This is a genomic window from Laspinema palackyanum D2c, assembly GCF_025370875.1.
Lineage (GTDB): Bacteria > Cyanobacteriota > Cyanobacteriia > Cyanobacteriales > Laspinemataceae > Laspinema > Laspinema palackyanum.
Map to the genome: position 1 here is coordinate 26834 of NZ_JAMXFD010000039.1, position 14114 is coordinate 40947.

Consider the following 14114-nt stretch of genomic DNA (forward strand, 5'->3'; position numbering starts at 1 on the left):
GGGTTACTTTCTGACAATCACCCAGACGGCATGGATAATCCCGGGAAGATACCCCAAGAACGTTCGATCCATTTCCTATCTTAGCTTTTTCCCAAAGGATGCATCAAAAAGACCACCAGAAGAAGTCTTACCCCCGATGTCTATCCCTGGGACTTTGTAAAAGCTTTCATCCCCTTGGCAGCGCATCAGTCGGGCGCGGGGGGACTGACTCAGTAGGGCCAACCCAGACCAACCCATCTCCGGTTTGAGGGTCTGGAGGGGCAACTTTGATCGCACCCAGAGCAAAACGATGGTAGGGTAGATCCGGTACGGTGACTCGACCCTCGCAAACACAACCTATGAATAGAGATCAAAAAAGAGCGCATCCCACCTGGGCGGGGAATTATCTCAATCTGGAAAAAAAAAGGGAGTGCGAACCAATGGCTCGCAGTATTTTTGCAATTGAGGCTTTTGCTCCTACTCCATCCTTGCCAAAACGAGGGGATGTCAGGAAAATTGCACCGTTCAGGGTTGGAAATCGCAACACCCGAGGATGGGAGGGGCCGCCCCAGGGGGGTTTAGGTTGCCCTCCCTGGCGTCAACGCACCACGACATCTGCCGTTTTATTTTTAAAGTGTAGCTGAGGTAATTTATGCTGGCACCCCGTGACCTGCAATATCTGTTGGATATTTTAATCTCGGCCAAACTCGCTTTGAACTACGTTTCTAGAAGTAGCTGGTCCAGTTTTGTAGAAGATGTTCAACTGCAAGATTCAGTGATTCGGCGATTAGAAGTGATTGGAGAGGCGGAACGTCGTCTGTCCGAACGAACCCGAGTTTCTCTGTCCCGAATTCCTTTTATTATGATGCGGAATAGAATTATCCATGAATATGATAAGATAGTATTAGAAGTCGTTTGGGATACGGTTCAGCAGGATTTACCTGTCCTAGTAGAATCTTTAGAAAAGGTTTTACCCGGGCAAGAACAAGAGGAACAACCCTACTACTAAACCTCGAAAAGTAGCCTCTGTTTTCGGGATTTAAACCCACTTTAATCCCGTTGGGTTCGGTTTTCTGGGGGCGATTTAATCGGGGGTCAGGCGAGTTGATGAGCAACGTCTCATCCCCTCCAAGCCGACAAGTTTGGCGATCGCCATTTTTGCGTCCTGAGCCTGGGTCTAAGGGGCGATCGCCCTCCCTCTAGTCCTCCCACAGCCCTGGCTCGAACCCAGGGGAAGGCGCTGCTGTGTTCCGGGGATCATCCCACCTTGTTTCCGTAAAACTACGGAAATTTTCAGCCCCAAGGCAATCCTCAAATCAGGCGATCGCTCGACCCGTTCTCCTTCCTGCTCCACCTGAGCCCACGGAACTCGTCCCCCCTCCCCAGATTCCGAAACTCCCTCCCAGAAATGATATAATTTTCTATAAATTCTCATCACCGGATAGAAAATAACTTCCTCCCTTCACTCGGTAGCAACTACAACAAATGATCAGGGGTTCTCAGACCGAAAAGGGTCGCTCGAAGTTGATTGCCTGCTAAAGAATGGAAAACTTATATGGATTCTAATCGGAAACTCAACTCGTACATTTGGCGGGTAGCAATGCTACCGTTTGGCGGATTATTGATACTTCTAGTCTTGCTCTATTCTAACCGAGAACAAGCGGAACAATCCTGGACCCGTCTCAAGCCCATTGCCAGCCAAAATTTAGGCAGAAACGAAGCCGTCTTAAGCCCCACCGAGCAACAACTTGGAACTCAAGAAATCAGAAACCTCGAAACCGGCTTAAACAACCTACAATTAACCCTAATTCTGGGGGGATTAATCGAACTGGGATTAATGGCTTATGCAGTATGGGCGACTGCCTCGGGAGTGAACCATCGGGTTGAGGAAGTCGCCCAGGAAATCACCCAATCCTCAATGGATATCGCCACCACCATGACCCAACAAGAACGCATTGCCAATGATCAGGCAGCGTCGGTCAATCAAACCAGCACCACGATGGACGAATTGGGCGCATCCTCCCGACAATCAGCGGAACAAGCTGAGGCTGCTGCCGCTGATGCGCGCAATGCCTTAGTCTTAACAGAAGGCGGGAGTAAAGCGGTTGAACGCACCTTAGCCGATATGTCCGCTTTAAAAGCCAAAGTGGGAGAAATCGCCGAACAAATCCTCCGCTTGAGCGAACAAACCTCTCAAATTCGTAATATCTCCGGACTCGTCAGTGATTTAGCCACTCAAACGAATATGCTGGCTCTAAATGCGGCAGTCGAAGCAGTTCGGGCGGGGGAACATGGCAAAGGATTTGCTGTAGTTGCCAGTGAAATTAGAAAACTCGCCGACCAAAGTCAGAAATCCACCGAAAAGATTAATGGGCTAGTTGCTGACATTCAATCGGCGATTAATTCCACGGTGATTGTCACTGATGAAGGGAGTAAAACGGTCCAAGCGAGTTTAAAAATTGCTAAAGAAACCGCCGAAGCCTTCGAGGGAGTCACTGAAGCGATTAATAACATTACCTTAAGCACCCAACAAATCTCTTTGAGCGCCAAACAACAAGCGATCGCCATTCAGCAAGTCGTCGAAGCTATGAACTCCCTGAATAAAGTTGCCAATCAGACCGCCCAAGGCATTAGCCAAGTCAAAACTGGCACCGATCGCCTCAACAGCGTCGCTCAAAATTTGAAGCAAATTGTTTAGAACCCCTGGCCTCAAAACCGGGCCAAACCCTTAAAAACTGCTGTAAGAGTTTGCCCCAGTCCCACGGCATCATTCCGGAGATTTCCCCTTAAATTGGGGCAGATTGGAAAAATTAAAATCAGCCGCCACTGATTTTTGCCGGGTAACCTAAACCCGTCAAAATTTCCACGACTTTTTGCTTGCAATCACCTTGCATTTCAATCGTATTTTCCTTCACCGTCCCCCCAGTTCCGCACTGGCTTTTGAGCTGCTTTGCTAAGTCCGATAACGTTTCCGGTTTCAGTTGAAAGCCGGTAATTTCTGTAACCGTTTTCCCCTTACGCCCCTTGCGCGAGGCTTGCACTCGAATCTTTTGCTGAGAAGGAGGCAGTTCCGTAACCGGACGTTCCGTGGCGGCATTCGGTTGACTACCTGTTCCGAATTCTTGATAAGCGATGCGATTGTCCCGACCGGATTTCTTTTTAGAAGCGTCCATAAACCTTATCAAATCATAAGAAACAGCAATCCATTGTAGTTTAGCCTAGGGCAAACCCGAGGGAGTTAAAAGCGGCAAAGGGAGACAGCCGGAGGACTCCGGAATGAGCGCTGGCCTCGTATAATGGAAATCTGATTCCATTATTGTTTCATTTATTGCGATCGCCGTGACTACGACACCCAGACCCCTAACCCCCACATCAAAAGAGCAACAACCCGATACCTTTGGACGCTTCGGACGCTTTGGCGGCAAATATGTCCCCGAAACCCTCATGCCTGCCCTAGCCGAACTAGAAACCGCCTATCAGCAATATCGCAACGACGCGGAATTTCAAGCTGAACTCGACTTGCTGCTGCATGATTATGTTGGACGTCCCAGCCCCTTGTATTTCGCGGAACGCCTGACCCAACATTATGCTAGACCCGACGGTAGCGGCGCACAAATTTACCTGAAACGGGAAGACCTTAACCACACGGGTGCTCATAAAATTAACAATGCGATCGCCCAGGCCCTCCTCGCCAAACGCATGGGCAAACAGCGCATTATCGCCGAAACTGGCGCGGGTCAACATGGCGTTGCCACTGCCACAGTCTGCGCCCGCTTTGGCCTAGAATGCGTGATTTATATGGGCGTTCACGATATGGAACGTCAAGCCCTAAATGTGTTTAGAATGCGTCTGATGGGGGCTGAAGTCCGCCCCGTTGCCGCTGGGACAGGTACCCTCAAAGATGCCACCTCCGAAGCGATTCGCGACTGGGTAACCAATGTGGAAACCACCCATTACATCCTCGGTTCCGTGGCAGGACCCCACCCCTATCCCATGATGGTCCGCGACTTCCATGCAGTGATTGGACAGGAAACCCGCGCCCAATGCCTGGAAAAATGGGGCGGTTTGCCAGATATTCTCCTCGCCTGCGTCGGCGGTGGTTCCAATGCGATGGGGTTATTCCATGAATTTGTCAACGAACCCCAAATCCGCCTAATTGGAGTAGAAGCAGCCGGGGAAGGGGTGAATACCGATAAACACGCGGCGACCCTGACTCACGGCCAAATCGGGGTCTTACATGGGGCCATGAGCTATTTACTCCAAGATGATGAAGGTCAAGTGATTGAGGCCCATTCGATTAGTGCTGGATTGGATTATCCCGGAGTCGGTCCTGAACATAGTTATTTGAAAGACTTAGGACGGGCGGAATATTACAGCATTACGGACAAAGAAGCGTTAGAAGCATTTCAGCGGTTATCGCAATTAGAAGGGATTATTCCAGCGTTGGAAACTTCTCATGCGATCGCCTATTTAGAAACCCTTTGTACTCAAGTTGAAGGCAGCCCTCGGATTGTGATTAATTGTTCGGGCCGGGGTGACAAAGACGTACAAACGGTGGCGAAACATCTTCTCCCCAACTCCTAACTGGATTAACCCCCATGAAACTCGGATTTCTCCTGGCAAAGCTGGCACTCTTAACGATGGTGACAACCGTAAGTGGTTGCCAGTTTTCTGCCTATTTAGAAGCGGGATTAGAAGAGGTGGGAATTGGGGTAAGTCCCCAACCGACAACTCCCATTCCAGCATCTTCTGATTCTGAATTTAGCGAGATGGAACAACGGGTTCATGAACTGGTGAATCAATATCGGCAGGCCCGAAACCTGCCGCCCCTAACCGTTGATGAACGCATTAGTATCCAAGCTAGAAAACATAGTGAAGCGATGGCCCAAGGAGAGATGACTTTTAGTCATGATGGGTTTGATAACCGCATCAAGGCGATCGGTCAATCCCTCTCCTATCGCAGGGCGGCGGAAAATCTTGCTTATAACATGGGCTATCGGGATCCGGTTAATCAAGCGGTAGAGGGTTGGATTGGCAGTCCCGGCCATGAGCAGAATATGGTGGGGGCTTACGATTTGACCGGCATTGGGATTGCTAAAAATGCCAAAGGCGAGTATTATTACAGCCAAATTTTTATCAAGGGTCGATAGGGTCATCTTCAGCCTTGAGCGGTTAATCTGTCAGAGTGATCCAGGGCGATTACACCTCTTTCCCCTTCTGCATTCCACTCCTCCCCAATACCCAATATGAACCCACAATTCAGACATCCGATTCTCCCCGAGACCACCCATGACGAGTTGGCACGCCAAAACTTCGTCACTAGCTTGAAAAAGCACGTTTTTAGTCTGAGTGCCAAAAATCAAGGGGTTTACGAAACTCGTGCGAAACCCCGGTTTGAGCGAGAGCATCAGCGGACCCCAGAAACCCGTTATGAAATTCAGCAAGCGATGAAGGACGAACCCTACTACCGATGGGTCAGCGCCTTGAGACGCATGGGCCAAGAACTGATGTGGGATTCCGTCCTCAGTAGCGTAGAACGTCAACTCCCGGAGTTAAGGGAACGGGCGAAAGGGGTAAATCAGCCTTTGGGGTCTTTAACGTTAAACCCCGACCTGTTGATTCCCACCTATCAACAAGCGGTAGACATTCATTGTATGCCGGGAAGTTATCACAGTGACTTGAGCGCCGATGATGTAGCCGCCGGTGCCCTCTACGATCGCGGGGTTTATTTATATGTCCGAGGAATGCTGGGTCCCCTCAATGATGATATGGGGCGATCGGCAGTCCAGAACTTTCTCAAACGGGAATACCCCGACTTTCACCCGGGCCATATTTTGGATATGGGATGTACGGTGGGTCACAGCACTTTACCTTATGTGGAGGGCTATCCGGAGGCCGTAGTTCACGGCATTGATATTGGAGCATCCCTGTTACGATATGCCCATGCCCGGGCGGAAGCGTTAGGGAAGCGGGTCCATTTTTCCCAGCAGAATGCGGAAAAAACCAATTTTGCCGACGAGTCCTTTGATCTGGTGGTCAGTCACATTTTGCTCCATGAAATCCCGGTTCCGGCGCTTCGGAATGTGCTGCGGGAGTCCTATCGGTTGTTGAAACCGGGGGGAATGATGGTACATATTGAAGCCCCTCTCTATTGCCACATGGATAGTTATCGGGCTTTCGCCTTCGATTGGGAAACGGTGAATAATAATGAACCCTTTTGGGGTGCATTTCGGGACCTGGATTTGAAGGCGGAGGCCATTAAGGCGGGGTTTGAGCCAGACCAAGTGTTGGAAACCTTTGCACCGAATGGGGCTTGGTTGCAAGCCCAAGGGAATGGGACCCCCAAGAGTCAAGAATTTGGCGGTCGCGGGACCTGGTTCATGTTGGTAGCCTGGAAATAAGCATCTAAGGATTGGGATGAAAAAGAAAGCCAAGGGAAAACGGCCCGTTTATTTACAGAACCCAGAAGAAGACCAGTTATTGGCGATCGCCTTGGCATTAGCAGGGGAGGTTTCTGTCCTGCGGGAACGACTTGACACGATGGAAAAAATCGCTCAGACTAAAGGACTGTTCACGACAGCAGAGATTGAGGCTTATCAGCCGAGTCAGCAGGTTGAACAAGAACGAGAGCAATGGCGGGCAGACTATATCGCCCGGGTGTTGCGGGTGTTGCAGGAGGATGAGGGGTAGGTTATGACATTGCAAGCATTTCAAGTGTGCGACTGCGATTTAACACCGGAACAGTTAGCGGGGTATTTGTCCGCCTCGGCGATCGCAGTCGATACGGAAACAATGGGACTCTTACCCCAGCGCGATCGCCTCTGTTTGGTGCAGATTTGCGATAGTGAAGGGCACGTCACCGTCATTCGCATCCCCCGAGGCCAAAAAGAAGCCCCCTATCTGAAAGAACTTCTCGAAGCGTCCAATATCCTCAAAGTCTTTCACTTTGCCCGCTTTGATATGGCAACCTTGCTCTATCATCTCGGCATCGCCGTCCAACCCGTCTTTTGTACCAAACTCGCCAGCAAACTCGCCCGCACCTACAGCCCTCGCCACGGACTCAAAGAAGTAGTCCAAGAACTCTGTAAAGTTGAACTGGACAAAAGCGCCCAAAGTTCCGATTGGGGCAATCCCGACAACCTGGAAGAAGCGCAGTTGAGTTATGCCGCCAATGATGTGCGCTATTTGCTCCCGGTGCAACAGAAGTTACAAGCCATGCTAGAACGAGAGGAACGTTGGGAACTCGCCCAGCAGTGCTTCCAATGTTTGCCCGTGTTTATTTCTTTAGATTTATTGCAATATAAAGATATTTTTGAGCATTAAGGGACTTTCAAAATTTTCAAAAATTCCAGCCACCCTGCTGATGAAAATTTAGAACGTTTTAGGGGATTAAAAATAATCGGGTGAAAGCCTTTTATCCTGCTTAAACCCGGTTTCTTCTCCTGTTCTTTAGGATTCTGTGGAAGTCACCGAAGGTTGTAATCCACCCACTAACTGTTCAATTCCGCGTTTAATCCAGCGTGTCACGGTCATGGGACTCACCCCAATTTGCTCCGCCACTTCTTTGCGGGGAATTTCATTAAAGAACACCGACTCAATCACCGTGCGAGTCTTGTCTTCCAACTGACTGAGGGCTTGTTGGAGTTGTTGCCGTTCTTCTTCTAAATTTTGCAGGGATTGATAGTGATGATCCACCAAGGTATCACCCAAGGTTACGGGAGTATCCACCTGGACAGAGACCAAGGCATCTAAACTCAGGGGCATCCGATTTTGGGTCGCTAACTTCGTTTGCCGCCATTCTTCCACCGAAACCAGCAACTGTTCGGCAATCTCTGCATCAGTGGGGACACGCCCGAGGGATTGGGTTAAGGTTTCGCGAACTCGTTCGCCTCGGGTTTGCAATTCCCGCCACCGCCGGGGAATTTTCACCGAAGATCCTTTGTCTCGCAAAAAATGTAGCATTTCGCCGCGAATGTAGGGGACGGCAAAAGAGCTAAAGGCACAACCTTGGCTGGGTTGAAATCGTTCGATCGCCCGAATTAAGCCTAAATAACCAATTTGTTCGAGGTCTTCGTAAGGTTCAGCACATTGATGGCTGACTCGGTGAGCTATTTTTCTAACCAAGCCAGCATTTAAACGCACTAGCTGATTGCGAACAAGCACCGAGGGATTTTGGTGATAGGAGACTAAGAGTTCCATCCCTCGGTAGTGCATAGAAGAGGATTGAGTCGCCATTTTATTTAGAGCCTCGAATAAAGGTATTCCCTGGTTTTCAGGGGCGGTGGATTGGAGAATAAGAAAAACTGTCTTAAGAGTTAGTCAATAAATTTAACCTACTTTTAGTATGCCTTAAGGTAGAGGCGACCACTAGAGTTGTTTTACGGAACTCCTCTGGGTTCAAATCAGGGAGTTCCGCAAAAATACGGAAATTTTTTCTGGTGAATGTAAAGTCTGTCCCGAGCTTGTGAAGAAATGTTAATTCGCCCCCTCGGGAGTCAGAGCACAAATGCGACACCGAGGCGATCGGCCCTGAAAATCCCAGGTCAAGCGACGACGAGGGTTTCTCATCGGGGGTGGGGTACAGGGCATCGTCACCCCAAGGAAAACAGTCTGCTTGGGCCAAGTTTCGCTACAATAACAATTAGTTATCTGCTTGATTGAGAAAGGAAATCCGCGACAGCCAACATGGAAGTTTTAGAAATCAAACGGGAAGTTGAACAGTTGTACGATCGCCTGGGTAAAACCCAGGACTATCTTTGACATTCCCGCTCTCACTGCCAAAATCCACGACTTAGAGCAATTAGCCGCTCAACCCGAGTTTTGGGAAGACCAGAACAAGGCATCTTCTACCCTGCAAGAACTCAACGACCTCAAGTCTCATTTAGACCAATATCATCAGTGGAAAAATAGCCTAGAAGATACCAAGGCTATCTTAGAACTGCTGGAAATGGAACCGGATGAGGCACTTTGTCAAGAAGCGGAATCCACCCTCACCCAACTGGACGAAGAACTCGATCGCTGGGAATTAGAACAATTGCTCTGTGGACCCTACGACAAAAGCGGTGCGGTTTTGAGCATCAATGCCGGTGCCGGTGGCACCGATGCCCAAGATTGGACCGAAATGTTGGTGCGAATGTACACCCGCTGGGGCGAAAGGCACGGGTATAAAGTCCAATGTAGCGAAATCTCGGAAGGAGACGAAGCGGGGATTAAATCAGCCACCCTAGAAATTGAGGGACGTTATGCCTATGGCTATTTGAAGGGAGAAAAAGGAACGCACCGACTGGTGAGAATTTCCCCCTTTAATGCCAACGGGAAGCGGCAAACCAGCTTTGCTGGAGTCGAAGTCATGCCGATGTTGGATGAATCGGTCAAGTTAGATATTCCCGAGAAAGATTTAGAAATCACCACCTCCCGTTCCGGGGGGAAAGGCGGTCAAAACGTGAATAAAGTGGAAACTGCCGTGCGGGTGGTGCATTTGCCCACGGGACTGGCGGTGCGCTGTACCCAGGAGCGATCGCAACTTCAAAACAAAGAAAAAGCCCTCGCTTTACTCAAAGCCAGATTGCTCGTAATCGCTCAAGAGCAACGCGCCCAAGAAATTGCCGAAATCCGAGGGGATATGGTAGAAGCCGCCTGGGGGAACCAGATTCGTAACTATGTCTTTCACCCTTATCAAATGGTCAAAGACCTCCGCACTGGCGTTGAAACCACCAATATTACCGACATTATGAATGGCGAATTCGATGCCTTCATTGAAGCCTATCTTCGTCAGGAAACCCAACTGGGGGATAGCAATTCTCTGTAAAAATCAGGATTGATTGATTTTCCCTGAGTCAAACCTATTAAAAATTCAGAACAAGGGTTTCAATCTTCTGAGTTTTTAATAGGCTTTTTTTGTGTTCGGAATCGGTTTATCCCCCAGGACTAATAAAAAAATCCCCAGGGAACCGGATAGGATTGGGTCTTTTCCTGTTTTCCCCATTGGAGTGCCTTCAGGGTAGGGGTAGATTCTGTCTGCTTTTTTTAAAGATTGGGGGAATTCAACCCCCAAAAAGTGGTAGAATTGAAAAAAATGTTATCAATTTGGTTCCGAACTCATAATTTTATTAACTGAGATGAGTCACCCCTCTACCCCGTCTGAATTGTCCGATCGGCCCGAGCCTGAAACGGCCCCCTTGACTGAATCTGAGCCAGGGGAAGCCCCAAAAAGCCCCCAAGATAGCTATGTGAAACTGGCGATGCGAAATATGGTTCGCAAGCGGGGGACCTCTTTGAAGCACTTCTTCCTAACAACGGTGGGATTGTTGGGGCTACTGGTGGGACTAGCATATCTAACCCGTTAAGCAGAGGATAAAAATAAAGTGCAGTGTCAAACTATTGAACTTGAGCTGATGGTGCAAAATGCCTATTGGGAGTCTGATGTTGCTAGGACAGTGCAGTGTGAGGCGATCGCCGAGGAAACCTGGGACCAGTGGTTCCAGACTTGGTTGCAACAGCTTGAAACCGAACTCCCACCGGCGATCGGCTATGAACTGAGCATCCGCTTGAGTGACGATGGGGAAATCCAACAACTCAATGCTCAATATCGCCATCAAGATAAACCCACGGATGTGTTATCTTTTGCCGCTTTAGAGGTAGAGTATCCACCGATAGACTCTATCTGCGGAGAGATTCCTCTGTATTTAGGGGACATTATTATTTCCGTGGATACAGCCGCTCGACAAGCCGAACAGCAGGAGCATTCCGTCACCGTAGAACTCGCTTGGTTGGCGGCTCATGGACTCCTTCATCTGTTGGGTTGGGATCATCCGGATGAAGAGAGTTTAACCCGGATGCTAGGTCAACAAGAAACCTTACTCACCGCTGTGGGTCTTGCCTTGTAACGATACAGACAACACAACTTCTCCAAAAGTGAGGTTGTAGTATGGGTTCAGTATCTGAGCAAACTAGCGCACGGAAGCAATACCTGCTATGAAATTAGACCGTTCGGAAATAACCGGCCAACCGACTCAATCCGTTGCTCCACCATTAAATTTGTCTACTGTCCTGCCTATGTCTCCCGAGGGATCGACCCCACCACCAAAGCGAGTATCGCATCAGCCTACCCGATTCAATCGTGATTTGTCCTGGCAGGTTGCTACGAACTTATTCATTAGTTTTAAATATGCGGCAACGGGAATCAGCTACACCTTCCAAACCCAACGCAACTTTCGGATTCATGTCGTCATCGGTTCAGTGGCGATCGCCTTGGGGATTTTTTTACAAGTCGGCTTTGTAGAAATTTCCATCATTACGTTAACAATTGGGGCCGTTTTAACGATGGAACTCCTGAATACTGCCCTAGAATCTGTAGTCGATTTAACCGTTCAGCAAAGTTATCACGACTTGGCTAAAATTGCTAAAGATTGTGCTGCTGGTGCCGTATTAATCTCGGCGATCGTAGCGATCGCCGTGGCCGGATGCCTGCTGTTACCCCCCTTATTCACCTGGGTGCAAACTATTCTTTGACTCGGTGTCTTTACCCTCCCCAGTGGAGACAGTCCCCGGTCGGTGTTTACACCCTGTACGGTCCCCGCCTCAACTCGTCGGGTTAGGAATTAATTGGCAAGGCTACAGTCTCAATCGCGATCGGGAAGGGTGGAACTCATCCACCCCTCACCCGAACCCTCGGATCCTCAACCCGGATCCCCCTCAACTCTCTGAATCGGTTGCCCTCAACTTTTATTAAAAAACTGATAATTTTACCAGAGAATGTCAATTTATTAATTTAACTGGATTAGCCTAAACTCGCCACTCTAAGTTTTAAACTCTAAACTCTAAAATTCCCAATTATTATAATGATTGTTCGCCTAAAAAGGAGTCTCTACCTTGATTATCGTTATCGATAACTACGATAGCTTTACTTACAACCTTGTCCAGTATCTGGGAGAACTGGGCAAAGAAACGGCGATCGCCTCAGATATCCGCGTCTACCGGAATGACCAAATCACCATCGACCAAATTCGTAAATTAGGGCCCGATGCGATCGTCATCTCCCCAGGACCCGGACGCCCGGAAGATGCAGGCATTTCCCTGAAGTTAATTACAGAATTAGCTCCCACCCTACCCATTCTCGGCGTTTGCCTCGGCCATCAATGTATCGGACAAGTCTTTGGGGGTCAAATCGTCGGGGCACCGGAACTGATGCATGGTAAAACCTCCGAAGTTCATCACAACGGAGTTGGCGTCTTTCAAAACCTAGAAAATCCCTTTACCGCCACTCGGTATCACAGTCTCGTCATTGACCGAGACACCTGTCCGGAGGAACTCGAAATTACCGCTTGGGTGGAAGATGGCACAATCATGGGAGTCCGACATCGGAAGTATCCCACCCTAGAAGGCGTGCAATTTCACCCCGAAAGCATCCTCACCACTCCAGGAAAACAACTGCTGAAAAACTTTCTGGATCAGTTGAAATCCCTCGTGTAATCCAACCTTTCATCCTCGACCGTTAACCTTTAAATTCCGCTGTTTGTAGCGATTTCGATCATGATTAATCGGCGACAGTTTTTCCATTATGGGAAAGTAGCGGCTTTGGCAGGGATTGCCAGCACACTTCCTTCAGCATGGCAACAGTGGGCAGCGCAAACGCCCCCCAGTTCTGGAAACCGGGCTCAAAATACCAATTCCCTCTCCGTAAAATGGTTAGGCCATACTTGCTTTTTATTTGAAGGGGAAGGCCAGCGGGTCCTAGTCAATCCCTTCCGGAGTCTTGGATGTACCGCAGGATATCCCCCCCCGTTAGTCTCCGCAGATTTAGTCTTAATTAGTTCCCGGTTATTGGACGAAGGAAATACCGAAGGACTGCCGGGAGAACCCCGATTATTGTTTGAACCTGGGTCCTATCAGTTTCGCAACAAGCAAATCCAGGGAATTCGCACCGATCACGATCGCTATGGCGGACGACGCTTCGGCATCAATGTCGCCTGGAGTTGGACCCAAGCAGGGGTGAAAATCCTCCACCTCGGCGGCGCAGCGGCACCGATTAATTCAGAACAGCAAATCCTCATGGGACGCCCAGATTTGCTGTTATTGCCGGTAGGGGGAGGTCCAAAAGCTTATACCCCTTCGGAAGCCAAGGAAGCGATGCTCAAGTTGAACCCGAAAGTGGTGATTCCCATGCACTATCGCACCACCGCAGCGGATGCTCAAGTTTGCGATTTGGTTGAGGTGGATGAGTTTTTATCGGTTCTGGATAATCGGGTTGTGGAACAGGTCAATGCCAATTCCCTTGAATTGACCACGGGCAGTTTACCCGAAACGGGTCCCGTGATTAAAATCATGAGTTATCAAACCGTAACGGGTTGAAGACTAGCTAACAGAATTACTCATGACCTCTATAGAGAAGGGGGGCAGTCTATGTACTGCCCCCTTCTTATAGATTAACTGACTTTTCTACCCATGAGGAGGGCTTTGGTGGCGGACTCTCCAGCGCGGTTGAGTTGCTGACGTAACTTGAGACAGAGTCCCGCAAAAATGGCGAGATGTCCTAGGAATGCCATAAAGATGGGGGTCGTAGTGGCGTATTCTACGCCGGATAAGGAGAGGATGGAGAGCAGATAAATCTCGGGGATGGTTTCGGGTTGTCCTCCTAAGAGGGCTAGGGTGAGCAAGGGGAGGCCGATCGCAGCCCCAACAACGCCTGTGACCCACAATGCTCGCTTTTTGGATTTGAGCAACAGCATGATTTGAGCCAGGACTGCATAAATTGCGGCCAAGATGACGTAGAAGCCGATCACGGCGATCGCCTGCAATTTGGGGAGCATTTCCAAGGGCCATAAGAGGACCCAGGGGATAAAAACGAGGGCGGTAATGGTGGCACAGATGGCGATCGCCACAGGTGCGGGACTTTTTTCACCCCAGATTAAATCTTGTAACACGGATTGACCCTTGGCTTGGTGAGCATAACGCGCCCAATCCAAGAGGGTTTGTCGCGGTGGGGAGAGGGCGGCAATCAGACCCAAAAATAAGAATAAATTCAGGGTCGCGATCAAATACAGGCGGTCAAACCATAGATAGGGTTTGCTGAAAAAGTTATAAAAAGCAGGGGGGGTAAATGAACAAAAGGCCCCCCTTCCTGCACCAATAAACAT

Annotated in this window: 18 protein-coding genes and 1 pseudogene; 14 read left to right on the top strand and 5 right to left on the bottom strand. The window is 49.3% G+C overall.

Annotation, left to right across the window (positions count from 1 at the left end; all coding sequences use genetic code 11):
- Positions 1-3: 3 nt before the first annotated feature.
- Entirely contained in the window at positions 4-72 is a 69-nt protein-coding gene (locus NG795_RS26290) for a YqaE/Pmp3 family membrane protein (protein ID WP_367291584.1), read from the bottom strand.
- A 559-nt stretch (positions 73-631) separates the two neighbouring features.
- Here NG795_RS26290 and NG795_RS26295 point away from each other — a divergent pair.
- Positions 632-988 carry a HepT-like ribonuclease domain-containing protein gene (locus NG795_RS26295; RefSeq protein WP_367291567.1) on the top strand — a complete coding sequence of 119 codons (357 nt, stop codon included), beginning with the start codon at positions 632-634 and terminating at the stop codon, positions 986-988.
- A gap of 168 nt (positions 989-1156) precedes the next feature.
- Here the strand turns inward: NG795_RS26295 and NG795_RS26300 are convergent, their stop codons facing one another.
- A complete protein-coding gene (locus NG795_RS26300) occupies positions 1157-1417 on the bottom strand; it encodes a hypothetical protein (protein WP_367291568.1) in 261 nt (86 codons plus the stop codon).
- A 117-nt stretch (positions 1418-1534) separates the two neighbouring features.
- Here NG795_RS26300 and NG795_RS26305 point away from each other — a divergent pair, with 117 nt between their 5' ends.
- Positions 1535-2677, top strand: a complete 1143-nt coding sequence (locus NG795_RS26305; RefSeq protein WP_367291569.1) for a methyl-accepting chemotaxis protein — start codon at positions 1535-1537, stop codon at positions 2675-2677.
- Positions 2678-2795: 118 nt separating this feature from the next.
- Here the strand turns inward: NG795_RS26305 and NG795_RS26310 are convergent, their stop codons facing one another.
- A complete protein-coding gene (locus NG795_RS26310) occupies positions 2796-3152 on the bottom strand; it encodes a translation initiation factor (protein ID WP_367291570.1) in 357 nt (118 codons plus the stop codon).
- Positions 3153-3318: 166 nt separating this feature from the next.
- Here NG795_RS26310 and trpB point away from each other — a divergent pair, with 166 nt between their 5' ends.
- From trpB to NG795_RS26335, 5 genes are all read left to right on the top strand, one after another.
- Positions 3319-4563: a tryptophan synthase subunit beta gene (gene trpB, locus NG795_RS26315; RefSeq protein ID WP_367291571.1), complete on the top strand. Its 1245-nt coding sequence runs from the start codon at positions 3319-3321 to the stop codon at positions 4561-4563.
- A gap of 14 nt (positions 4564-4577) precedes the next feature.
- Positions 4578-5129, top strand: coding sequence for a CAP domain-containing protein (locus NG795_RS26320; RefSeq protein WP_367291572.1), 552 nt, complete (start codon positions 4578-4580; stop codon positions 5127-5129).
- Positions 5130-5225: 96 nt separating this feature from the next.
- Positions 5226-6380, top strand: a complete 1155-nt coding sequence (locus NG795_RS26325) for a class I SAM-dependent methyltransferase (RefSeq protein ID WP_367291573.1) — start codon at positions 5226-5228, stop codon at positions 6378-6380.
- A 16-nt stretch (positions 6381-6396) separates the two neighbouring features.
- The gene (locus tag NG795_RS26330) at positions 6397-6669 is read left to right on the top strand and encodes a hypothetical protein (protein WP_367291574.1); all 273 of its coding nucleotides are present in this window, start codon (positions 6397-6399) and stop codon (positions 6667-6669) included.
- 3 nt (positions 6670-6672) lie between these two features.
- Positions 6673-7302 (top strand): ribonuclease H-like domain-containing protein, encoded by a 630-nt coding sequence (locus NG795_RS26335; RefSeq protein WP_367291575.1) that lies wholly within the window; start codon positions 6673-6675, stop codon positions 7300-7302.
- 126 nt (positions 7303-7428) lie between these two features.
- On the opposite strand, the gene NG795_RS26340 is transcribed toward NG795_RS26335, so the two are convergent.
- Positions 7429-8214 (bottom strand): RNA polymerase sigma factor SigF, encoded by a 786-nt coding sequence (locus NG795_RS26340; RefSeq protein WP_367291576.1) that lies wholly within the window; start codon positions 8212-8214, stop codon positions 7429-7431.
- Positions 8215-8664: 450 nt separating this feature from the next.
- On the opposite strand from NG795_RS26340, the gene prfB reads away from it, so the two are divergent.
- The 7 genes from prfB to NG795_RS26375 all read left to right on the top strand — a co-directional run bounded on the left by prfB (position 8665) and on the right by NG795_RS26375 (position 13329).
- Positions 8665-9787 (top strand): peptide chain release factor 2 gene (gene prfB / locus NG795_RS26345; RefSeq protein WP_367291577.1). Its coding sequence is split into 2 segments (ribosomal slippage): positions 8665-8736 and positions 8738-9787, totalling 1122 coding nucleotides; the frame shifts between segments, so codons are not numbered across the junction.
- Between the two features lie 310 nt (positions 9788-10097).
- Positions 10098-10325 carry a DUF3285 domain-containing protein gene (locus NG795_RS26350; protein WP_367291578.1) on the top strand — a complete coding sequence of 76 codons (228 nt, stop codon included), beginning with the start codon at positions 10098-10100 and terminating at the stop codon, positions 10323-10325.
- Positions 10326-10343: 18 nt separating this feature from the next.
- Positions 10344-10865 carry an rRNA maturation RNase YbeY gene (gene ybeY / locus NG795_RS26355; RefSeq protein WP_367291579.1) on the top strand — a complete coding sequence of 174 codons (522 nt, stop codon included), beginning with the start codon at positions 10344-10346 and terminating at the stop codon, positions 10863-10865.
- Between the two features lie 88 nt (positions 10866-10953).
- On the top strand, positions 10954-11490 hold the full coding sequence (locus NG795_RS26360) for a diacylglycerol kinase family protein (protein WP_367291580.1): 537 nt from the start codon (positions 10954-10956) through the stop codon (positions 11488-11490).
- 4 nt (positions 11491-11494) lie between these two features.
- A complete protein-coding gene (locus NG795_RS26365) occupies positions 11495-11710 on the top strand; it encodes a hypothetical protein (protein ID WP_367291581.1) in 216 nt (71 codons plus the stop codon).
- A gap of 140 nt (positions 11711-11850) precedes the next feature.
- A complete protein-coding gene (locus tag NG795_RS26370) occupies positions 11851-12450 on the top strand; it encodes an anthranilate synthase component II (RefSeq protein WP_367291582.1) in 600 nt (199 codons plus the stop codon).
- Positions 12451-12513: 63 nt separating this feature from the next.
- Complete coding sequence (locus NG795_RS26375; RefSeq protein ID WP_436836092.1) at positions 12514-13329, top strand: MBL fold metallo-hydrolase; 816 nt, start codon at positions 12514-12516, stop codon at positions 13327-13329.
- Between the two features lie 74 nt (positions 13330-13403).
- Here the strand turns inward: NG795_RS26375 and NG795_RS26380 are convergent.
- Positions 13404-14114 (bottom strand): annotated as a pseudogene (locus NG795_RS26380) (hypothetical protein); the annotation flags it as partial.